This is a genomic window from Streptomyces sp. NPDC059003, from assembly GCF_042740445.1.
Lineage (GTDB): Bacteria > Actinomycetota > Actinomycetes > Streptomycetales > Streptomycetaceae > Streptomyces.
Window position 1 is genome coordinate 23,235 of record NZ_JBHYJH010000043.1, and the last position, 24,016, is coordinate 47,250.

Below are 24,016 nucleotides of genomic sequence, written 5' to 3' on the forward strand. Positions count from 1 at the left end.
CACTCCTGTCGGGCCGCCCCCGGCCGGGACCGTTATCGAAGTGAGGGACGAGGAGTGGCTGGTACGCAACAGTTCTACGATGCCGAATGGCGAGTACGTCGTTGAGGCCACCGGAGCCTCCGAGCTGGTACGGGGCCGTACGGCCCGTTTCCTGAGCTCGCTCGACGAGCCACGTGTCCTGCGCCCGGAGGACACGGTGCTGCTGCCCGACTCCTCGCAGCACTTCCGGCGCAGCCGTCTCTTCCTGGAGGCGGTATTGCGCCGGACTCCGCTCCCGCAGATCCAGACGGGGCTCGCGCTCACCGATGGATTCCTGCTGGACCGGATGGACTACCAACTGCGCCCGGCGGTGAAGGCTCTGGCGGATCCGCTCCGCCCGCGGCTGCTGATCGGTGACGTGGTCGGTCTCGGTAAAACCCTCGAAATCGGGGTGCTGCTCGGCGAGTTGGTACGCCGGGGACGCGGGGAGAGAATCCTGGTCGTCACTCCGGCCCCCGTTCTGGAGCAGTTCCAGCACGAGCTCTGGACGCGTTTCTCGCTGCCGCTGGTCCGGCTCGACAGTGTCGGCATCGCGCGGATCGAACGGAAGGTGCCGGCCGGCCGGAACCCGTTCACGTACTACAAGCGCGTGATCGTCTCCATGGACACCCTGAAGAACCCGAAGCGGTACCGGCCCTGGCTGGAGGACGTGCACTGGGACGCCGTCGTGATCGACGAGTCACACAACCTCATCAACCGGGGCAGCGACCGCCGGGCTCTGGCCAACCTCCTCGCGGACCGTACGGACGCCCTCATCCTGGCCAGTGCCACCCCCCATAACGGCGACATGGCCTCCTTCACCGGCCTGATGCGCCTTCTCGACCCCATGGCGGTCAAGGACCCGAAGCATCCCAAGCCGGAGGAACTGCATCATCTGATGCTGCGCCGGACGAAGACCAGCACGGAGGTCGCCAAGGCTCTCGACGGGGCCTGGGCACCGCGCGGCGGCTCGTATCCGGTGCCGTGCGCGGCGAGTGACCTCGAGGAGCGGATCTTCGCCGAGCTGGCGGGATTCTGGCTCGCGAAGCCCGGCGAGGAGGCCACGGCCGCAGGGCCGGGCGAGACGGTCCCCGCTCCCATGGCTCCGGCCAGCCGGGCTACCGACGACCGGCTTTTCCCGTACGTCCTGCTGAAGTCCTTCCTCTCCTCCCACCGGGCCCTGTTCGCCACCGTCCGCAAGCGGCTCACCGGACTCGGCCATCGGCTCCCGAAGGAGCACACGGAGATCACCGACCCGCCGGTGCCCAGTGCGGCCGACGCTCTGGCCACGCCGGAAGTCGCGTCCCTGCTGCGTCTCGCCGATCTGGCCCGAGCCCTGGAGGTCGCCACAGCTGACGCGCTGCGGAGGCCCGACGCCGAGCGTGATCTGTCGGCCACCGCCAAGCTGGCGGGTCTGGTCACCGAGCTGCGGCGGATCGGGGTGGGGGCGGGCAGCCCGCGCCGCGCCGTGGTGTTCTCCGAGCGCCGCGAGACGCTGGCCTGGCTCGGCGCCGTCCTGCCGCCGCTGCTCGGCTGGCGGGACGGGGACGAAGCCGCGGCTGCCGTGCGGGTCCTGCACAGCCTCGTACCGGACACCGTCCAGCAGGGGTACGTCGACGAGTTCGCGCGGGCCGGCGGCGACATCCGGCTGCTGCTGACCGGTGACGGCGCCTCCGAGGGCGTCAACCTCCACCGCCAGTGTCACCACCTGATCCACTGGGACCTGCCGTGGAGTCTGATCCGCGTGGAGCAGCGCAACGGCCGCATCGACCGCTACGGCCAGAGTGAGCCGCCCGAGTTCCGGGCCATGGTCCTGACCTCGACAGTGGAAGGCGCGTTGGACGACACCGCCGTCGCCGTGAAGGTGCTGGCCCGTGAGGCTCGCGTCCACGAGATCCTCGGCGCGGTCGAGGCCGCGACGAAGGAGAACGACGCGGACCGCGAGGAGATCCGTGTGATGGAAGCGCTGTTCACGGGCGCTGCCCCGGACGACGCGGTGCGTGACCTGGAGGCAGTACCCGCCGCCACGGACAGCGATGAGGTGCTGACGACCGGACTGCCCGTCGAGCGGCAGACTCTGGCCGAGTTCGGCACGGGCCCGGACGACTTCGGTTCCTTCGAGGATTCGGGCGACTTCGACGATCTCGACGACTTCGACCTGGACGCGATCGGCCATCCTAACTCTGCGGACGACATCGCAGGTCCGGGCGGCAACGGCGACCAGGCCTCGGGCACCACCGAGACCGGTACCACCGAACACGACGACGGGACGGGAAGCGACACACTGCCGCCCATCCCCACCGTCAACACCCTCCGTCTGTTCGCGGACTCCGCCGAGCGCAACCGTCGGGAGTACGTCCTGACCGGCCTGGCCGAGCTCGCCGACCTGGAGCAGTTCCGGCTCCACACCGCCGCCGTCGGGAACGACCTCAGTTTTGACACTCCCGCGGATCTCTTCCGGCAACTCGACGTGCTGCCCCCCGGCTATCTGCGCGACCAGAACATCAAGCGCCGCATGAACCTGACGTTCAGCCGCACGGACGGGGCGGAGTCCTTGCGCCGCGCCCGCGAGGCCGCGGACTCGACCTCCCTGTGGCCGGACGCGCACTATGTCGGCGAGCTGCACCCGGTGGTGGAGTGGATCACCGACAAGGTGCTGGTGCAGATTGGGCGCCAGCAGGCGCCCGTCCTTCAGGTCGACCCGAAAACGTTGGTCGCGGGCCCGGTGGTCCTCACCCAGGGCGTGTGGTCCAACGCGGAAGGCCGTCCGACCGTTGTCGCCTGGTGTGCCGTGGAGGGCTTGGCGAGCGGCAAGGCTCAGGTGCGCGAGCTGACCCGTGAGGTGCTGGCCGAGTACGGGGTCGGCCCCGACATGGACGACCACTACGCCGCCGGCGGCATCGACGCCCTCCAGGCACTGGTGGGGCCCGCGGTCACCGAGACCCGGCGCGAGCTCAAGAAGCTGCGAAGGATCGCGAACGAGAAGGTCGACGCGCCGCTGCGCGCCTACGAACGGCGGGTCGGCCGCTGGCAGCAGCAGTCCCTTCCCGGCTTCGCGGGCGGGCGCGGCGCACGCGACGCCGCGGCCGAACGGCTTCGGGAGGCCGCCGCGCGGATGCGCACCACGGGTGAGCCGATGGTACGGATCCTCGCCGTCCTGGAACCGGGCGCATGACAGGCCCGGCGGCCCCGGCAGAGACCCGTCACCCGTCACACACCGAGCACGAGCATGAGCAGGAGCAACAGGCGTGACGTTCGACTCCCTGATCAACGAAGGCGAGTACTTCCCGCCCTTCTATCTGGACGAGATCCTGCCCAAGCAGCTTCGCGGGGGCCCGCTCAAGGAGTGGACGGCCCTTGAGCGGCAGGGGCAGCGCACTCCGCGGCAGGGCCTGCGCGATCTGGCCCAGCCCTACCTTGCCGCGCGCGCCGCCCTCGCCACCGACGCCGAGAAGTACCACGCGGTCCCGGACACCCGGGCCGTCGCGGCGCAGAAGACGGCGGCCGACGTGCTCAAGGCCGTCTCCGCCGAGTCCGATCCGCCCACCTTCCAGCCCGCTCCGTCCGACGCCGGACCCGGCAGCACACAGGGACCGGCCCCGGCTTTGGGCGCCCTTGTGCCGGACCGGGCCGCCGACGACCCACCCGAGTCCGTGTGGCGGACCGACCTCGCCGCCTGGCACCGCCAGCTGCTCATGGCCCTCGGTTTCGACCCGGTCGCGCCCGGCCACCTCACCGCGACGACACCCACTGGCCCCGTCGCCGTGCCGGTCGCCCACCACGAGCCGGGCCTTGTCGTTCTGACCGGGGGCTTCGCCACCGATGTCGATGCCACGCGCGGTGACGGCTCGGCGAACCGCCTGGCGGCTCCGGTGCGCATCGCTTCCGGGAAGTCCCTGACCACGGTGACCGACCTCGCCGCGTGGCTGCTGACCAACGACAACGCACCCCGTTACGCACTGCTGTTGTTCGGCGGCGTGATGGTCCTCGGCGACAAGGACCGCTTCTCCCGCGGCCAGTACCTCGCGGTCAGCCTCGACACGGCGCTGCCCCGCAAGGCCGCCAAGGGCGCCACCGCCGGCGAGATCGACCTGATCGCCGCAGTCTTCGGCGCCCCGTCGCTGCGTCCTGGAGAGGACGGTTCGGACGACGACATCGCCAAGCTGGTCGCCGAGTCCCGCGACCACTCCGTGGGCGTCACCGCCGAACTGCGGGTGGGTCTGCAGAAGTCGGTGCACCTGATCGCCAACGAGGTACTGGACCTGGCCCGCGAGCAGGGCGTGCACCCCGACGACCTACAGGACTGGCTCCCGGAGGTCCTCAAGGAACCGGGCGACCTGCCCAAGCTGCTCACCCACGAGTCGCTGCGCTATCTGTACCGGCTGCTGTTCCTGCTGTACGCGGAGGCCCGCCCCGAGCTCGACATCGTGCCGATGAAGAGCGACGAGTACGTCACCGGCTACAGCGTGGCCCGGCTGCGCGAGCTGGTCGCGCAAGAGAAGCTGGGCAGCGCGTCGCGGCGCGGCCACCACTTCCACGACTCTCTCGCGCTGCTCTTCGAGAAGGTCTTCACCGGGCATCCGGTGGCCGACACCGTCAAGGACCGGACCACCCTGTCCGCCGCATCGGCGGCCGTCACCGAGCCCACCGAGTCCATCGAGCCCGTTGCCGGGAGCACTCCGGACCCCGACTCCCAGCCGCACCTCGCCGAGGACGACGGTCATGCGGCGGTACGCATCGAGGCCCTGCGCTCCCGCCTCTTCGATCCGGAGTCGATAAAGCTCGTCGGCCAGAGGATCGCCTACCCGACGGCCACGCTGCCCGACGGCAGTCCCGCGCCCGCCAGGCCCTTGGACCTGCGGCTGCGCAACGAGGTCCTGCATCAGGTGCTGCGCCACCTCACCTTCGTCGAGGGCAAGGGCAGGGGCCACGGCGCGTTCATCTCGTACGCGAACCTGAGCATCAACCACCTCGGCGCGGTCTACGAGGGCCTGATGTCCTACACCGGCTTCATCGCCCGGGAAGCGCTGTATGAGGTCGCCAAGGGCGGTGACGAGAGCGGCGGGTCCTGGCTGGTCGAGGAGGGGCAGGTGCGGTCGGGGCGCTATCCGGACGAGCCGGGGAACAGCGTCTTCGTCAAGGATGTCGTGGACCGCGACACCGGGGAGACGGCCTCGCGCGTCCATCCCGTCGGCTCGTACGTGTACCGGCTCGCGGGCCGGGACCGGCAGACCAGTGCCTCGTACTACACGCCCAAGTCCCTGACCGAGGCCGCGGTGGAGCAGACGCTCCGCTTCCGCCTCGACGACGAGGGCCGCGTCGACCCCCTGAAGCCGGAGAAGGCGTGGGTCAACGCGGCGGACGTGCTGCGCTGGCGGGTGTGCGAACCCGCCCTGGGCTCCGGCGCCTTCCTCAACGAGGCCGTCGACCAGCTCGCCGCCCTGTACCTGAAGCTCGCACAGCGCGAACACGGCGTGGAGATCGACCCCGAGGACTACCAGCGCGAACTCCAGAAGGCGAAGGCGTACATCGCCCTGCACAACGCGTACGGCGTCGACCTCAACGACACCGCCGTGGAGCTCGCCGAGATCTCCCTGTGGCTCAACACCATGCACCCCGGCATGAAGGCCCCCTGGTACGGGCTGCATCTGCACCAGGGCAACTCCCTCGTGGGCGCGGCACGCAAGGTCTACCCGGGCCACTCCCTGCACCTGGGGGGCTGGCTGAACGCCAAGGAGCAGCAGCGGCCCCGGCACGTTCCGCTCACCGAGCGGCTGAAGCACCGGGAGGTCCATCAGTTCCTGCTTCCCGCCCTGGGCTGGGGCTCGATCGCCGAGCAGGTGTCGGTGCGCAAGCCGAAGAAGGGCGCGGCGGCGGACGAGCAGCCCGTGAGCGTGGCCGCCGGATCGGTGGCGGACTGGCTCGACCCAGAGCTGATCGAGGCCATGAAGAGGTGGCGCTCGGCGATGCGGCGGAACCCGAAGGGCGAGCAGAAGCCGAAGACGTCGACGAAAAAGGCCGCCACCAGCGCGGCCGACGCCCGCGACAAGGCCGCGGTCACGGACGAGCGCATCGGGCAGGGCGCGTTCGACCTGGGCCTCGACCTGTGGGAGCAGGGCGGCTTCGACTTCTCGGGCACGAGCACGGACGCCGGCGCGAACGCGGAGGCGGGAGCCGTGTCGCCGTCGAAGCAGACCGCCAAGGAGGAGAAGAAGGGGGCGGAGGCTGGGGCATCCGAGGGCAAGCAGGGACGCACTCAGACGGGCCGCCTGATGGCCCTGGCGCGGCGGGTCGAGTACCTGTGGGACCTGGTCCGACTGCGTCTCGACCTGTCCGAGCGCGAGATCGCGCGCACCATCGACGTGTGGGGCGCGACCGCGGCCGACGTGGCGAAGCCCCACGGCGCCGTCCTCATGGACCGGGACGCGGTGGTCCAGGCACTGCGCGCCGAGGGCAGCCCGTACTGGCGGCTGAAGCAGCTGATGGACGCCTGGTGCGCGCTGTGGTTCTGGCCGTTGGAAGAGGTCGGCCTGCTGAACGGCTCGGACCCGGTCTACCGGAACGGCGACGAGGACCTGACGCGGCGCGGCAAGGGGCAGGCCGGCCGCAAGGTGGCCCTGAAGTCCCTGGAGGACTGGATCGCCTTCGCCGAGGCTCTCGTGGGACGGGTGGACACGGACGACAGCACGGGCACGCTGGAAGAGATCCCGAAGGTGTCGGACCTCCCGTCGCTCGACACGTTCGAGACGGAACTCGACCGGCAGATGACGGCCACGTCGGCGTGGGTCTCGCATCTGGACATCGGTGACCTGTTCCCGTGGTACGGCACGTCGTACGAGATCGCGGAGGAACACGGCTTCTTCCACTGGGAGTTGAACTTCGCGCATGTCTTCGCGGAGGGCGGGTTCGATCTGCTGGTGGGGAATCCGCCGTGGGTCCGCCAGGAGTGGGACGAGCCCGCTGTGCTCGCGGAGATCGAGCCGTGGTTCGTCCTGGGCGGGAAGGCGGCCGAGGCCCAGTGGAGCGAGGAAGTGGAGCGTCTGCTGCGGGATCCCCGTCGCCGCTCGTTCTACCTCAACGAACTGGAGACCGTGGCGGGCATCTCCGGCTTCCTGTCTTCACCGGATACGTACCCCGAACTGGTCGGCACCCGGCCGGACATGTACCGGGCGTTCATGCTGCAGGCGTGGCGGGTCACGGGGGAGCGGGGGATCGCGGGGCTGATTCACCCGTCCACGCATTTGACGGGGGCGAAGGAGGGGGTGTTGCGGAGGGCGGCTTATCGGCATTTGCGGTTCCATGCCGACTTCACGAACGAGCTCCTCATCTTCGCCAACCCCGTAGGCAACAGCTCTCACTTCAGCGTGAACGTCTACGGGGCGGAGACCGAGATCAAGTTCCAGCACATGAGTTGGCTGCTCCATCCCCATGTGCTGACCAAGTCACTCAGGCACGACGGCACCGGACCCGTACCCGCGGTGAAGAACGACGGCAAGTGGGACCTGCGCGCCCATCGCGACCGAATCGTCACCGTGGACCCGCAGATGCTCGAAGACTGGCAGGAACTGGCCGGAGAGGATGAACCAGGTCCGACCGAAGAGGCCAAGCTGCTTTTCCCGGTGACGCGGTCCGAAGAATCGGCCATCGCCGCGCTGGCCCGCTGGCCCCACAGACTTGGCGCGCTCGAACCCCGAATCAGCGGTGGTTTCAACGAGAAGACCGACCGTGCAGCGGGCTACTTCTCCTGGACTCCCGGCAGGGCGGAGCAGTGGAACGAAGTGATCCTTCAGGGGCCGATGTTCAGCGTCGCGACTCCCTACCACAAGCAGCCGCCCGAGGGCGGTTCGAAGAGCATGCGCGACTACGAGCCCTGGGACCACCTCAACCTCGGCGAGGACGAGGTGCCACGTACGAATTACCGGCGAGCGTGCGCTGAGTCCCGGTTCGTCGGCGCCCAGGACCGGTGGGTGGACTTCGACCGCGTGGCTCAACTCCGCGCCGACTCGGCTGCCATGGCCGCAGCGGAAGACGACGTGGACGCCTCGCTACCAGAACTAACGACTGAGGAACGCGACAAGGCTTTCGAGTCCCTGCTCAGCGCGGCGAGCATGCGACCGTACTCGGAGTTCTTTCGGGTCGTGTGGCGAGAGATGATCGCCGGCAACACCGAGCGGAGTCTCTTCGCCTGCCTGGTGCCGCCGGGTGCCAACCACATCCACGCAGTTCGGAGCTGCGCACTCGCTAACGATTCGGACACTACGCTGGTAGCTGGCTTCCTCGCGTCCCTGCCCTTGGACTACACCCTGCGAGCCACAGGTCGGGGCCATCTGGACGTGTCAGACGCGCGCGCCATGCCCGCCCCCACCCCCGGTCACCCCCTCGCCAACGCCCTACTCCTCCGCACCCTCCGCCTAAACGCCCAGATCAACGCCTACGCCCCCCTCTGGAACAAGCTCTACGACCCCACCTGGCAGACCGACACCTGGGCCGCCGCCTCCGCATGGCCGTCCGAACTCGCATCCCTCGCCGACGGAGTCACACCGACCTGGACCCCCGCCAGTCCCCTGCGCACCGAACTCGCCCGTCGCGCGGCCCTCGTGGAGATCGACGCGCTCGTCGCCGTCTGGCTCGGGATCAGCAAGGATGAGCTGGTCGCGATGTACAACGCCCGATTCCCCGTACTCAAGCAGTATGAGGAGAACATGTGGTTCGACGCGACGGGCCGCCGTATCGCCAAGGCGCACCAGCAGCACGGATACGGGCAGCCCAAGGATGCCTGGAAGCAGTTGAGTGCACCGGAGCTGTACCCGCTGGAGCACGAGGTGCCTGAGGGATACGCCGAACCCCTCCACCAAGCCAACCGCATCACCGAAATGAAGGCCGCGCATGACACGTTCACGCAACGCCTTCGGGATGCGGGCTGGGAGCCCGGTGACGCGGAGCCGCCCCGGGGCTCCGCCGGGTAGGGCGTGAACGACCTTGGTCCCGGGCGTCGTTGGAGGCGGCGACCGGGACCAAGGGGTGGATGAGTGGCTGTTTCGTAGGGACTCAGAAGTCGGCGTCGGCGGCGAGCCCCACGAACCCGGCCCATGCCTGCGGCGACACGGCGAATATCGGTCCAGCAGCGTCCTTCGAGTCCCGGACGTATACGGCGCCGGGGCCTCCGGCCACCTCAATACATTCACCACCGCTACCCGTGCTGTAGCTGCTCTTGAACCAGGCTAGGTCTCCCGGAGCCGTGGCAGGCTTTCGTTCGATCGTCTCTCTCCCAGCAACTTCTCGATGAACGCGGATGATTCACGCGGCGTGAGAGCCTGAGACCGGATGACGCCATAGCGAGCTTCGAGCCTGCGGACCTGTTGCCGGTCGCTGTAGAGGCGGCTGTAGTCCTGCACCTCCGCGTACGCGATGCGCTCCCCCTGGGCGGCGTCGATCAGCGTGAACGGTCCTCCGAGTGCACCGTGATCCTCACGGTCGATCGGTATCACCTGCACCTCGACGTTCCGCTTGTCGCTCATCAGAAGGAGGTGCTCCCACTGATCCAAGAGCACCTGGCGCCCTCCCAACGGTCGCCTCAGAGCCGCCTCCTCGATGACGAAGCTCATCAGCGGCGCGGGACGCCGCTCGAAGATCTCCTGCCGCGCCATTCGTGCGGCAAGGCGCTGCTCGATCACATCGTCGTCCAGTAGGGGGCGTTCCATGCGGAAGCCGGCCCTTGCGTACTCCTCGGTTTGCAGCAGGCCGGGAACCGCGTACACGGCGTACACCGACAGCGCCTCCGCCCCAGCCTCCAGCCGCGCCGCATTCCGGAAGAACGCCGGATACTGCGCCCGAGCCACCTCCCCCTTCATCGCCTTGAGTACACCCCGGCCCCCAGCACCTCATCGGCCATGTCGATGAAGCGCGGCGGTGGAACGCGCCGGCCCTGCTCGTACGCCGCGATGGCGGACGCCGAGTAGCCCACCCTCGCGCCGAGGTCCTGCCGTTCGAGGCCCGCCGCCGTACGGAACAACTTCAGCTGGCGGCCGAAAGCCGCCACGACTCCCGTGCCCGGCTCGCCCTCGGGGCGCGGCCCGTCGTCCGACCCCTGGCCCCTCACCTCGTCCAATTCCTCGCCGTCAACCACAAGCCCCGCCTTTCCCGGCCTCCTCGGCCCGCCAGGTCGACCCGGTCCAACGCGCGGCCGTACCCGCAGACATGCCGCGCGGCGCGTACACGTACCGCACTCGCGCGTACAACCATTCGGCGTCAGTGAGTCACCGCTGGTCACGCTACGCCACCACCGGGGCGGTTGAGATCGGCGCACCGTCCGCCCATGCGGCCCCCCACACGGAACTCACCAGCCCCAACCACCACCTCACGATGCGATTCAGTTCCACGCCGCGAGGGGCCAGACTGGCGTGGAGGCTCGCCGGGCAGCGGCTCGACGCGTGGGGCGTGCCGTACGGATCGGCCGCGCACGACGAAGTGACCCTGGTCGTGGCCGAGCTGTGCGCCAGCGCCGTGCGGCACGGGCGGGTGCCGGGGCGGGACTTCCGGCTGTGGCTGGGGGGGGCGACGCCGAGACCGTCCGCGTCGAGGTGACCGACACTCGCGCCGAGGGGACGCCCGAGCCCGCTTCTCCCGGGGACGACGGTGAAGGCGGGCGCGGGCTGCTGATCGTCGCGGGGCTCGCTACCAGGTGGGGGTGGCGGGAACGGTCGGACGGGCCGCCCGGCAAGACCGTATGGGCCAAGTACTCCCTGCGGGCCGGTGACCGGTCGGCGACCGGAGGTGATCGGATTCGGCTGAATCCGTAGTGGCCGGTGCACTGTCGGTGCGCCCCCGTAAGCTGGACGGCGATCACTGAGGGACTGAGTGATACGAGGTCCACTGCCGTACCGAGGGGGAGCCGGCCGCGATATGAGACCCACACTGGCCGCGCAGGCGTTGCGCGAGACGACGGTCGAGTATCTGACGACGACGTTCGCGCTGGCCGAGCCGGAGACGCGGGAGGCCCTCACGGACTTCCTGACCGATCCGGGAGACGGGCTGTTCCGCGGCCCGTATCTGCGTGTCCGTCGTCCGTTCCGGGCCGCCGAGAAGGGGTGGGAGCGGCATCTGGACTGGTGGGAGCAGGGCTTCTGGCCGTACGCGCATCAGGCGGAGGCGTTCGAGCGGCTCAGCAGCAAGGGGGGTCGTACACCGAGGCCCACGCTGGTGACCACGGGCACCGGCTCGGGCAAGACGGAGTCGTTCCTGGTGCCGGTCATCGACCACTGTCTGCGCGCGAAGGCGGCGGGCAGGCACGGCATCAAGGCAGTGCTGCTGTATCCGATGAACGCGCTGGCGGGCGACCAGGCCGACCGTCTCGGCAAGCTCCTGGAGGACCACCGCCTACGCGAAGGCGAGGTCACCGCCGGGCTGTACATCGGTGAGGCGAGCGCGACCAAGACGGGCTCGCCGTACGGGCGGGTCATGGTCGAGCGGGCCGAGATCCGCCGCAACCCGCCGGACATCCTCATCACCAACTACAAGATGCTGGACCTGCTGCTCCAACGGCAGCAGGACGCCCCGCTGTGGCGGGACGCGGACCTGGCGTACGTGGTGATCGACGAGTTCCACACCTACGACGGCGCGCAGGGCACCGATGTGGCGATGCTGCTGCGGAGACTCGCGTCCGTGGTGGGCGCCGCCGAGCCGGGGCGCCCGCTCGGCTCGATCTGCCCGGTGGCGACCTCGGCGACCCTCGGCGCGACGGCCGCGGACTCGGAAACCGCAGCCGGCCGGTCAGGAGACGGTGAGGTCGGTGGCGTGGCACAGAGCGCCGCCACGCCCATGCTGGCGGTCGCCTCGCAGGTGTTCGGTGTGCGGTTTCCCGAGGACTCGGTCGTGGGGGAGGACCGGCAAGGGCTCGACGCGCTCCTGTCTCCGGTCGACCTGACACTGCCCGTTCCGGACCCGGCCGCGCTCGTGGCGCTGCCGTATCCGGCACCGCCCCTGGAAGGGCAGGACGGTGAGCCGAGTCCCGGTATGACGGCGCTCGCGCGGGCGGTGCTGGACTGCGACGCCGACGACCCGAGGGAACTGGGCCGGCGCCTGCTCGCCCACCCGCTCACCCACGCTCTGCTGCGGGCGGGGCTCGACGAGCCCCGGACGCCCGCCCAGGTGCTGGCCGCGTTCGGCACGGACTCTGATACGGATTCCAGCACGCAGGCCGGGGCGGGCACCGAGTCCTGGGCCTGGTCCGAGCAGGACGCGCCGCTCCTCGAAGAGGCGCTCGCCCGGTTCGTCGCGCTGATCTCGGAGGCCCGCGCCCCGGACGCGGCGGCCGGTCACGAGCGCCCGCTCCTGCTCGTCGAGTCCCACCTGTGGCTGCGGGCGCTGTCCCGGGTGCTGCGGTTCGTCGGGCCGCGCCCGGTGTTCTCCTGGTCGGACGCCGACCAGGCCGCCGTGGCGCCGGACGCGGACGCCCGTACGGCTGCGGGCGGACCTGGCGGGGCAGACCGGGCCGTCGTGCGGGCCGCACAGGAGGAGCGGAGGCGGCACGCGCGCGGTGCCGGGCGTTTGCCCTCCGTGTACTGCCGGCACTGCGGACGGTCCGGCTGGAGCGCGATCTGTCCCGAGCGCAATCCGGCCTCCCTGGTCAGCGTTCCGGAGGAGGTCTACCGCCGCAGCGCGTCGCGCGGCTCGGCCAAGGGCCGGGTCCGGGCGCTGATGGCGGCCACCCCGGGCGAGGCGGCTGAGCAGGCACGGCGGACCCTCGCCCGGCGGGCCAGCCGCCGCCGCAGGGGCGCCGGCGACGAGGCGACGGTCCTGGTCCTGGAGAGCGACGGTGAACGGCTGCGGGGCCTCGACCCCGAGGAGGTCCTCCTCGACGGCGACGAGATCGCCGATGCCCCGGACAGCGGCGTCTTCGTCAAACTCTGGTACGAGAACGGTGCACAGAACGAGTACTCCCAGCAGGATCGCTGCCCCGCCTGCGGTCAGGCCGAGGGAATCCGCTTCCTCGGTGCCGGTGTCGCCCCGCTCGCGTCCGTGGCCGTCACCCAGCTGTTCACCGGCGGCGAGCTGCCCAAGAAGGACCCCGAGGGACGAGACCGCAGGCGGACCCTGATCTTCAACGACGCGGTGCAGGACGCCGCGCACCTCGCCGGATTCGTGGCGAGCCGGGCCTGGAAGTTCTCACTGCGTTCCCTGATCGACGAGCAGCTGCGCGAACAGACCGAGCGGGAAGCCGACTTCGCGGCTCGCGGAGTGCCGCTGAACGAACTGATCGCGGCCCTGGTGCGCCGTGCGGCCGTCGACGAGGATCGGCTGCTCGCCTCCGTGGTGCCGCCGGACCTGCACGACGTGGACCGGGTGGCGGGTCTCCTCGCGGGCAAGAAGCGCATCCCCGGCCGCACCTGGGAACTGGTCGGTGAACGGCTCGCGCTGAACACCATCCTGGAGTTCGGCCTCAACTCCCGCCTCGGCCGCACCCTGGAGCTCACCCGCACCGCCGCCGCCGAAGTGTGCCTGCCGGACCCCGAGCGGGCCGCGAAGACCGCCGAGGCGCTGTACGAGAGGCACGAACGTGCCCTGCGTGCCGGTCAGTTGCCCGATGACCCTCCGGAGGCGGGCGAGGAGGGCGGACGGCCCGGCGCCGGATGCCCGGCGGCGCTGCGGCAGCTCCCGCCGCCCGGGAGCGAGGAGCGGCTGAGGCATTTCGAAGGGTTCGTACGCGGCCTGCTCGAACACGTGCGGGTGAGCGGTGGCATCCAGCACACCTGGCTCAAACGGTTCGTGAAGGACGAGGGGCGCAACCGCCACTCGGTGTGGTGGGGACGACCCGAGGGGATGCCCGCCTTCGGAAGGAACTCGGGCGCGCCGGCGTTCGTGCTGGTGGGCGGCCGGGCTGGGTCGACCGACTTCGAGCGCGTCGACAGCCGCGAGAACTGGTACGCGGACTTCACCGAGCGTTGCCTGGGCCTGGAACGGTCCGCCGCCGGAGCCTTCCTCGCCGACCTGCTGGAGCAACTGGCAGAGGAAGACATCGGAGCGCTGGCCGTGCGGCGCACCGGCGATGCCAGGCCAGGCAGTGGCCACGGACCCCGCGTGTACGGGCTGACACCGGGCCATGTGCGGGTCCGGCCGCTGGACGACGAACAGACCACTCGCGCCGCGCTGACCTGCCCGGAGTGCGGGTGGACGCAGACCGTGCCGCCGGAGCGGGTGGCCGTCTGGCAGGGGCTGACCTGTCTGGTGAAGGGCTGCGCCGGCGAACTCGCGTCACCGTCGCTCGAAGCGGGCGGCCGGGCCGCCCGCGATCACCGCCACGACTACTACCGACGCCTGTACCGCGAGGCCGGACCGTACAGCGTCGTCGCCGCCGAGCACACCGGTGTACTGAAACGCAAGGAACGCGAAGAGGTCGAGCGGGGCTTCAGGGAAGGCAAGCGGCACACCGACCCGAACGTCCTGTCCTGCACCCCGACGCTGGAACTGGGTATCGACATCGGTCAGTTGGAGGCCGTCGTGCTCGCTTCCCTGCCCGCCACGACGGCCAACTACGTGCAGCGTGTCGGCCGCGCGGGGCGCTCGACGGGCAACGCGCTGATGGTGTCCCTCGCCGACACCAGCCCACGCGCCCTCTACCACCTCGCCGAGCCACGCCACCTGATCGCAGGTCAGGTCCTGCCTCCGGGCTGCTTCCTGTCGGCTGGCGAACTGCTGTGCCGCCAGTACACGGCGCATCTCATCGACCTGGCCGCCCGCGGCCGACTCGACGGTGTACTGCCGCTGCCCGACCGGGCGACTGCCCTGTTCGGCCGCGTCGGCTGGCTGCACACGTTCCGCCGAGCCGTGTCCGGACGCACGGACCTGGCACACACGTTCTTGGATCTCTTCCCCGCCATCGAGGGCGTCGCGGACTCCGGCGTGTCCGATGAGGCCTGCGAGACCCTGCTCGAATATGCCAAGACGAAGCTCGCCGCCCGAGTGGCCCGGGCCGAGGACGCCTGGGAGTCGGAGCGCGCCGCACTGATCGACCGCCGCGCCATGATCAACGAGGCGGCGAACTCCCTCACGGACAAGGTCGAGGACCAGGCGCGCGACCAGCGCGCACTGCGCCGCGAGGCCACCGCCGTCACCAAACGCATCCAGCAGCTGAGCCAGTCCGGTGCCCAGGGCTTCCTCGTCGAGCACGGCCTACTGCCCAACTACAGCCTCGTGGAGGGCGGCGTACGCCTCGAAGCTGCCCTCACCCATAAGGAACCGGCGCCCGCCGCCCGCGCGGCGACGGACGACAGCGACCAGGCACCCAAGTCTCGCTGGCGCACGGAGACCCGCCTGTACGAACGGCCAGCCGAGTCCGCGCTCACCGAACTGGCCCCCGGCAGCGCTTACTATGTACGCGGGTACCGGCATGTCGTCGACGGTTTCGATCTGGGTTCCCGCACCCCCGGCAACGAGGACGCCTCAACGGCCCTGCGTACCTGGCGGCTCTGCCAGGAGTGCGGGTACGTACGGACGTCACCGGACGCCGAGCAGGACACCTCGCCCTGTCCGCGCTGCCAGGGGCCCGGAATCGGCGGACGCTCGGCCCTGCACCAGGTCATCGTGCCCCGCAAGGTCACCTCCCGCGACAAACGGGACGACGCCCGGATCATCGACGACCGCGACACCCGCACCGAGCGCCGCTACACCCAGGTTGTCGCGGTCGACGTCAATCCCAAGACGATTCTGCGCAGTTGGCGCCACCAGGGCACGACCTTCGGCGTGGACCATGTACGGGAAGCCGTCATCCGGCACTTCAACCTCGGCCCCGTACGGACCATGGGCCGCCCCGACACACACATCGCGGGCGAGCACACCACCGTGACCGCCTTCTCGGTCTGCCCCCTGTGTGGCGGTGCCACCGACCGCGAGCCGGAGCACGCCCCCACACAGGTCGAGCTGAGCGAATCGGTCGCCGGGCGACCGGAGTTGCGCCACCACCGGCCGTGGTGCCCGACCCGCCGCAAGGACCGGCCCGCCACCGCCGGGGACCAGCGGGTCATCACGGCCACCGAGCACACCACGGAAGCACTGCGCATCCTGCTGCCCGCCGCGACCCTGCTCGTCGAGGAGCGTCTGGCCTCCTTCTCGGCAGCCCTGCACCTGGGCCTGGCCCAGCGCTACGGAGGCGACCCGGCCCACATCCGGTCCACGCCCAGCACCGAACCCGACCGCGAGACCGGCCTCACCCGCCACTACCTGGTCCTCTACGACGCGCTGCCGGGAGGCACCGGCTATCTCCAGCGGCTCGTGGACGGCGAGAACGGAGCGGAGTTCCGAGCCGTTCTCGCCGCCGCCCAGCGCAAGCTGCGCGACTGCCCCTGCAAGGACGGGGGCGGGTCGCGCCGCGCTTGTCACCGGTGCCTGCTCCCATACGCCAAACAGCGTGAGTACCCGCTGATCGACCGGCAGGAAGCACTGTGGATGCTGGACGCGCTTCTCGGCGAGGACGGACACAGCGACTGGGACGTACGCGAGGCCGGGACCGTGGCCCCCGGCTCGCGCGTCCGGTTCGCCGCCCAGGCCGAGAGCGATCTGGAGCGCCGCTTCATCGACTGCCTGGACCGCTGGCTCGCCCGACCCGAGAACCGGGCGGAGCAGAGCCACGGTGAAACACCGACCGGGCGGCACGGCAAGCGGTTCGCGCTGCGCCGCCGCGACGGCTCCGCGATCTGCTGGGAGGCCGTGGCCCAGAAGCCGCTCGACGAGCACGGCACCCGGCCCGATTTGATACTGCGCCCGGTCACCGATGGCGCCGTGGCTGACGCGGCCGACCCTCTGTCCGTGGCCGTCTACCTCGACGGCTACCGCTGGCACGCCTCGTCGCAGACGAACCGGATCGCCGACGACGCGGCCAAGCGGGCCCGGCTGCGCGCCGACGGCACTCTCGTCTGGCAGATCACCTGGGACGACGTAATGGCCTGGGAGCGTGAGCTCGCGCCACCACCGGCCGAGGCAGCCGACCGGGCCGACGACACTGAGGAAGCACCGACCCCTCTCGCCGACCTGCTGGCCGGCCGGGCGTCGGACGCCGCCTGGCCGCCCTACCGGGTGACGGGCGACGACTCCCCAGGCGGTCAGGTCCGCGTGAAGTGGGCCAGGCGCCGCCGCGACCCGGCGGAGGCTGACGCACTGCTGTACGCGGGGGCGATCCCCTCACTTCTCGGCTATCTGCGCAACCCGAACCTGAGGCTCTGGCACAAGCTGGCCGAACTCTGCGTGGGCGGGCTGCTGTATGTCACCAGGGGAGCCGTCGACGCGGGTCCGGCGGAGGCAGTGCCGTGGATCGAGGCCGCCCTGCGAGGAGAGCACCCGCCCCCCGCCGCGGGCGAGGGGCTCAAGCTCATCCCCGCCGAGGACGCCTCCGGGCTGCCGCTCGTCGCGGTCGTCGACCGGCGCGAGGGGAGGCAGCGCTGGAGTGCCCTGGCCGTCCTCGACGACCGGGGCAAGACCGTGCACGGTGACGGGCCGGACCACCGACGCCGCTGGAAAGCCTGGCTGTGCTGGGGGAACATCCTTCAGTTCCTCGATCCCACCGGATCGGGGCAGGCCGACGGCCTCGTCCTGGCCAGGACCTCCCTGGACGGCTTCGACGCGGGACTGCTCGCCGCGACAGCGGTCCGCGGCGACGGGCTGCTGCCCGCGCTGCGCAAGGAGCAGCCCGGATCGGGTGTGGACCGGTCGGAGACACCCGCTGTTCTGCTGGCGGCAGGCACGGCAGCGGCCGAAGACCCGTTGACGCCGGTCGAACGCGCGGCGTGGGGCCTAGTCTTCGGCGAGCTGGCGGAGGGCGACGAACCGGCACTCGGCGAGCTGGCCGAAGCCCTGGCCGAGCGCGGTGACGTGCCGGTGCCCACAGTGGGCTGGGACGCCGAGGGGATCGCCCGTCCGATCGAACTGGCCTGGCCGGACCGCCGCGTCGGCGTCGTGTTCGCCCAGGATGCCCAGGACACCGCCTATATGACGCAGTGTCATGCCGCTGGATGGCAGGTGCGCGCCGCAGGAGAATGGGACGTGACGGAGCTCGCCGCCCTGACCGGCGGGCGACCGCACAGCCCCGACGGAGGCGACGCGGGGGAAGGAGACCGGGGTGAGTGACAAGATTCGTACACAGGTCTCCATCGCACCGCAGGCGCACGAGGACGTACGCGTCCTCGGCGCGGGCGCGAAGAACTCGGTGGGCGACTTCGTCCGACGCCTGCGGGCCGACCGGACCAGCCGGGCCATCCGGCTCGCCCCCCTGCGGGCCGCCGGCTCCAACGGGCAGCTGTCGCTGGCCACCCTGGACGGCGGGCGCATGGCCCTGCTCCTGGAGACGGAACAGCACCGCTTCACGCTGCTCGCGGTGCGCGAGGGCACGCGTGCCCACGACGACCTGACGCGTCTCACGGTCACGATCAACGAAGTGTCCGGCGGCATCGAGCTGGTCGACCAGGCCCAAGTGAGCGCCACCGTCGTGGCTCTGCCCGAGCGGTCCACGGTGTCCGGAGCGAGCCACCCGGGGCGCCGCGCGGACCGTGAGCGTGGCGGGACGGGCGGGGCCCAGGACACGACCGCTGCCGTGAGCGGCCCCGAGGCCGATCACGCACAGGCGGCACAGGGCGACGCCGATCACGCGGAACTGAGCAGGACGGGTAGTACCGGTACGTCGTTCAGCGACGTCGGCGTTACGGGGAACCGGGCGGAGCCGGCACCCGCGCAAGGCCCGCCGCTCCCTCTGTTCGACCAGTACGACGCGGTCACCCTCACCCGTCTCGGGGTCATTCCCTCGCTGCTTCCCTCCCTGCGACGGGTCACCGACGAGCGCCGCCTGGAGGCCCTGCTCGGTCACAATCTGCCGCAGCTCACCCGCGAGGTCCTGCGGGCCTTGCACGCGGGCATGAACACGGCCGACGTGCGCCGCCACATCACCGAGCAGTGGCGGGCGGAAGGCAGTGTCGACCCGGGCGACTGGGCCCGCGCCGCACGCCGGCCGGTCTCCCAGGTCAGCACGGAGGACACGGCGGTTCTCGGCGCGCTCGGCGACAGCTTCGAAGCCTGGCGGCTGTTCCTTCATCCCGAGCAGCGACGGCTCGCCACCACGGCGTTCAAGGGCTCCGCCAAGGTCACCGGCGGTCCCGGTACCGGCAAGACCGTCGTCGCCCTGCATCGCGTACGGCACCTCGTGGACAGACTGCCGCCGGGCCGTACCAGGCCGGTGCTGCTCACCACCTACAACACCAATCTGGCTGCGGACCTCAAGCACCGGCTTCAGCTCCTCGGCGGCGAGCAGTTGCTGAGCCGGGTGCACGTCGTCTCCATCGACCGGCTCGCCCGCACGGTCGTCACCGAGCATCCCACCAGCGACCTTGGCAGTCCGCTGGACGACAAGGCAGCCCTGGACCTGTGGCACACGGTATGCATGGAGGAGGGGGTCGACGGATACGATGCGGAGTTCCTCGACTCCGAGTTCAAGCACGTCATCCTCGCGCAGGGCTGCGGCACCCAGGGCCAGTACTTCCGTGCGGAACGGCCGGGCCGGGGCAGGCTTCAGCGTCCGGAGCGCCGACAGATCTGGAGCCTCGTCCAGGCGTACCGGAACCGGCTCGCGGGTCCGCCCCGGCGTACCACCTACGCCTTGGTCGCTGACGAGGCCGCGCGACTCGAACAGCATCACATGGCTCGCGTGACGGAGCAGCAGCGTTACAAGGCTGAGCAGGGAGGCCGGGATCTTCTGCACCGAGAGGCAGGAAGCGGGATGTGGCTCAAGCCCCGCTATCAGCACGTGGTGGTGGACGAGGCCCAGGATCTGTCCGCATCGCATTGGCGCATGCTGCGTGCAATGGTGCCCGAAGGCCCCGACGACATCTTTCTCGTCGGCGACGCCCACCAACGCATCTACTCCCACCAGGTTGTCCTGGGGCGTCTCGGTATCCGCACCCCCGGCCGGGCATCCCGCCGCCTGAGTCTCAACTACCGCACCACACATCAGATCCTGGGTAGCGCACGAGGCCTGGTGAACGGCGAGTCCTTCGACGACCTGGACGACGGTCCCGACACGCTCGACGGCTACCGCTCCGTACTGACGGGCCTTGCCCCTCAGTTCTGGCGGGCTCCCGACTGGGCCACGGAGAAGAGGGCGCTGGCCACTCTCATCCAGGAGCGCCACGACCGGTACGGAACCCCGTACTCAGCGATGGCCGTGTGTGTGCCCGACGGGGCCTCGGCCACGCAGCTGGCCGCCACACTCGGATCGGACCCGTTCCGGATTCCCGCCGTCGAGATCGGCAACGACGGGCCCGGCAACGGCGAGGGCGTACGCATCGGCACCATGTACCGCTTCAAGGGGCTGGAGTTCCAGCGGGTATTCCTGGCCTCGGTGAGCGAGGGCCAGGTACCGCATCAGCGCATCGAGGGCTTCCGGGACACAGATCCCCAGCGTTATCAGCGTGAGCACCGGCGCGTCCGCTCGCTCCTGTTCGTGGCAGCGACGCGCGCGCGGGACGAACTGGTGGTGAGCTGGAACGGCCGGGCTAGTCGATTCCTCCCGGAATCAGCCGTCCACGCCGCCTACAGCGCGAGCGCCCTCGTGTCGGGCGAGCGACCTCCGTCCGATTCCCACGCGGCTTGAATCAGCCGGTCACCGCATGGACATCCGCTACGTTCATGAGGTCACGCGGGGTGAACCGAGTGCCCCACGAGGTGGCTTCGGAACAGCTGCACGGACCGAAAAAACGGGGGCTTGTTGTGCGGGCATGGACGATACGCGGCGGCCAGTTCGGAGAGCGCGAGCAGCAGGCGCTCACGGAAGGACTGACCATCGCGGGCTGGGAGGAGGTCGGAGACCTCGGCGGGTGCACGTCCGTGGGCGAGATCGGCGACTTGCTCACTGCCGCGTATCCGGACGAGTCCCGTGGGACCATCGACAACTGGAAGCACCAGCTGTGGCGTTTCCTCTCGATGGAGATAGGCGACCTCGTCGTCATGCCCCGCAAGTACCAACCGGTCGTGGCCATCGGGCGATTGACGGGCGATTATGAGTACCGTGACACGGCGGCACCGGGCTATCGCCATGTGCGGCGGGTGGACTGGGTGCGTCCGGCGGTGGAACGTGCCGCTATCGGGGGCGACCTCCGCGACAGCATGGGTGCCTTCTCCACGGTCAGTGAACTTTCCCGACGCGACGCCGCGCAGCGTGTGCAGACACTGGCCGAGACGGGCGATGACCCCGGTTACGAGGGCGGGATCGAGCCGCCCGCCGACATCGCGGCGCTCGTGCGCGACGTCCAGGAGGACGGCACCCGTCAGCTGACCGCCCGTGATCTGATCGGTCTGTGGGACTGGTCCCGGCGCACCACCGACGTCATCGACTTGGTCGACCAGGAACTCCGGACGCGTGGGCTGCGGGCGGAACCACATTTCGCCGAAGGTCAGTTGGACGATCTGATCACGGTTTCCAGCCAGGAAGCCGTTTCGGGCGAAGAGGGCCGTGACAGCTCGACGACGACCTACGGGCCCGGTGGTTCACGTGACAGTCAGGGCGTCGAGGGCAGCAAGGCCCGCGATCTCAGCTGGCGGATAGGTAACCTCCCCCTCGTCCGCGAGGTGGTTACCGTGGGCCTGGAGGAACCGCTGAGCACGGCCATCACCCCCATGATCGAGCACGACTACTCCCAACTGCCGGTGGTGGACCGGCACAACGTCCTGCGTGGAGTCATCACATGGGAGGGCATCGCACGTGCCCACCTCGGCAAGAGGGACGGGACGATCGCCGACGCCATGAGCCCCCACCCCCAGACGGCGCGAGAGCAGGAGGAACTCTTCGCGCGCATCAGCGACATCCAGCAGCACGGATTCCTCGTCATCGTGGACACGGAATACACCGTGCGCGGCATCCTCACCGCCGCTGACCTGGCCGGTCAGCTCCAGGAGCGCGTCGAGCCCTTTACCCTGCTCGAAGAGGTGGAGCGCCGACTGCGCCGCATGACCCAGCACTTCACCGCTGAGGAGCTCCCGATGGAGATCCGTAGCAAACGGGCGAACGGCCGCCAGTTCACCCTTGGTCAGTACAAATTCCTCCTCAACAACGCTGACTGCTGGGCCAAGTTGGACTGGCCTTACGGGCAGCAGGACATCCTCAATCGGCTCAAGACGGTCACCGACTACCGCAACGCACTGGCCCACTGGGCCGTCGACAAACCTGCCGAGGATGCGGCGTCGCTCGCTGCGACACGGCAGCTTTTGAAGCTCCTCAAGGTCATTGACCACGATCCGAGATCATGACCGGCTGGCGCGTCCAACGGCCCCCTGCCCACTCCTCATAGACAGGGCCCGGCAGTAGGCAGCGACGCAGCGGGCGCGTTCGCCGGTCTCGGTGCCGCGAGCGTGGCCGTCGACCTGTCTGAGCACGGCTTCGGCTCCCCCACCCAGCGGGTACCTGCTGCCCGGCCGTCCCGGCCTACGGACCGAAAGGTTTCGCGGCTCGCCGACGTGACGCTGGACAACTGCGCTGGTTTGTCCTGGACACGGTGCGCCAGGTCCGCCGCTACGACCGTGTCGTGCTCGTCGCGCACAGTGCAGGCGGCGGTCCTGTGTCGCTCGCCGTGGAACGCGCGCCCGAGTTGGTCGACCGCGTCGTCTACCTCTCAGCGTTCGTCCCCGCCGCCCCCCGGTTCTCCGACTCCTCTGAGCACGCCCGAGAACGCCACCGCACAGGGCCAGATCCTCAACCTCGGTGGTCCCGGGATACTGGGCGCCATACGGATCGACCTGTTGTCGCAGGCCCCCGCCTACGACGAGGAGCTGAGGAAGACCCACTACCACGGCACACCCGCCGACCACATCGACCGCTGACGCTCCGCACTGAGCCCCGATCTGCCGCTGGCCGTCCCGACTACCGTCACCCTGACCGCGGAACGGTGGGACCGCGTCCCACGCGCCTTCCTGCGCTGAGATGACGACCGGGCGCTGCGGACGGCCGCGCAGACCTGATGATCCCGGAGGCGGACCGGCCCATGCCGGGCGAGCCGTTCAAGTTCGTACCCTACCGGGCCGCCACAGCCCGTTCGCCGCCCGCCCGCAGGAGCTGGCCAAGGCTCTGATGCGGTGAACGGCCAGCCTTCCCTGCTGCCGATGGTGGTGAGCGCGACCTCCGTGCAGTTGCTCGGCGTCACGGTCGCGAAGATTGCTGTGCCGGCCATCCAGTCCGGTCTGGGCGCGAGCCCCGGCTCTATGCATCTTGTGCTGGCCGGATACTCCCTGGCATACGCGTGCCTGCTCATCACCGCCGCACGGCTGGGTGACGGGTACAGATACCAGCGGCTTTTCATGCTCGGCACCACGGTGTTCACGACCGGATCAGTGGTCTGCGTGCCGCCGCGCCCGGCGCGAGATGGCTGCTCGCGCCCCAGCAGGGTGTAGGGGGCAGGCGGCGGCCTGGTCGCCCCGCAGACGCTCTCCCTCATCCGCACCGGCGTTTCTCCAGAACGCCGCCCATGAGCCCTCGCCCTGTACGGCGCCACGATGGGCGTGGCCTCACCACCGGCCGGACCGCTCATCGGCGGGCTGCCTCATTGGCGCCGATCTCTTCGGCCTCCACTGGTGCACGGTCTTCTTGGTCACGGTCCCGGTAGCACTCGTCTCGCTGGCCGGAGTGGCCGTGCTGCCCGCTACGCGTACGGACGGACAGCGCGCGGGCTGGGTCAGGGCGTGCTGACCACCATTGGCTTCGCCACCCGGGTCCCTGCCATGCGCGCTGGGCAAGGAGGCCGGCTGGCCCTGGTGAACCTGGGTCTCCTTCGCCGTGGCCGGGGCGCCCCTCACCTAGGCCGTTTCTTTGGGATCATCTCGCCGACCAGATGAAGATGGTGGCGAGATGATCCCAAAGAAACGGCCTAGTTCGGTGTCCGAGCTGCTGCCCACGGCCCAGCGACTCGGCGGCTCGATCGGGATGACGGTGGCCGGCCTTGCCTACTTCGCGCTTGGCCGACGGCACGAACGCGGC

The 24,016-nt window shown here is 70.1% G+C and carries 7 protein-coding genes and 3 pseudogenes; 8 read left to right on the forward strand and 2 right to left on the reverse strand.

Annotation, left to right across the window (positions count from 1 at the left end):
• The first annotated feature begins 79 nt into the window (after positions 1-79).
• Together ACFWZ5_RS17545 and ACFWZ5_RS17550 are read left to right on the forward strand one after the other, a co-directional pair.
• Positions 80-3,193, forward strand: coding sequence for an SNF2-related protein (locus ACFWZ5_RS17545; protein WP_384794873.1), 3,114 nt, complete (start codon positions 80-82; stop codon positions 3,191-3,193).
• 73 nt (positions 3,194-3,266) lie between these two features.
• On the forward strand, positions 3,267-8,984 hold the full coding sequence (locus ACFWZ5_RS17550; protein WP_384794871.1) for an Eco57I restriction-modification methylase domain-containing protein: 5,718 nt from the start codon (positions 3,267-3,269) through the stop codon (positions 8,982-8,984).
• A gap of 82 nt (positions 8,985-9,066) precedes the next feature.
• On the opposite strand, the gene ACFWZ5_RS17555 is transcribed toward ACFWZ5_RS17550, so the two are convergent.
• Positions 9,067-9,276 carry a DUF397 domain-containing protein gene (locus ACFWZ5_RS17555; RefSeq protein WP_384794877.1) on the reverse strand — a complete coding sequence of 70 codons (210 nt, stop codon included), beginning with the start codon at positions 9,274-9,276 and terminating at the stop codon, positions 9,067-9,069.
• Positions 9,240-10,144: pseudogene (locus ACFWZ5_RS17560) on the reverse strand (helix-turn-helix domain-containing protein). Before ACFWZ5_RS17560 ends, ACFWZ5_RS17555 begins: the two are co-directional and overlap by 37 nt.
• Before the next feature lie 236 nt (positions 10,145-10,380).
• Here ACFWZ5_RS17560 and ACFWZ5_RS17565 point away from each other — a divergent pair.
• From ACFWZ5_RS17565 to ACFWZ5_RS17590, 6 genes and pseudogenes are all read left to right on the forward strand, one after another.
• Positions 10,381-10,817: pseudogene (locus ACFWZ5_RS17565) on the forward strand (ATP-binding protein).
• A gap of 103 nt (positions 10,818-10,920) precedes the next feature.
• Positions 10,921-18,132 (forward strand): DEAD/DEAH box helicase, encoded by a 7,212-nt coding sequence (locus tag ACFWZ5_RS17570; protein ID WP_384794869.1) that lies wholly within the window; start codon positions 10,921-10,923, stop codon positions 18,130-18,132.
• Positions 18,125-20,644 (forward strand): UvrD-helicase domain-containing protein, encoded by a 2,520-nt coding sequence (locus ACFWZ5_RS17575; protein WP_384794867.1) that lies wholly within the window; start codon positions 18,125-18,127, stop codon positions 20,642-20,644. Before ACFWZ5_RS17570 ends, ACFWZ5_RS17575 begins: the two co-directional genes overlap by 8 nt.
• 59 nt (positions 20,645-20,703) lie before the next feature.
• Entirely contained in the window at positions 20,704-22,296 is a 1,593-nt protein-coding gene (locus ACFWZ5_RS17580; protein ID WP_384794865.1) for a CBS domain-containing protein, read from the forward strand.
• A gap of 75 nt (positions 22,297-22,371) precedes the next feature.
• A pseudogene (locus ACFWZ5_RS17585) lies at positions 22,372-23,122 on the forward strand (alpha/beta fold hydrolase); the annotation flags it as partial.
• Positions 23,119-23,433 (forward strand): hypothetical protein, encoded by a 315-nt coding sequence (locus tag ACFWZ5_RS17590; RefSeq protein ID WP_384794863.1) that lies wholly within the window; start codon positions 23,119-23,121, stop codon positions 23,431-23,433. The pseudogene ACFWZ5_RS17585 and the gene ACFWZ5_RS17590, both read left to right, overlap by 4 nt.
• Positions 23,434-24,016 lie beyond the last annotated feature (583 nt).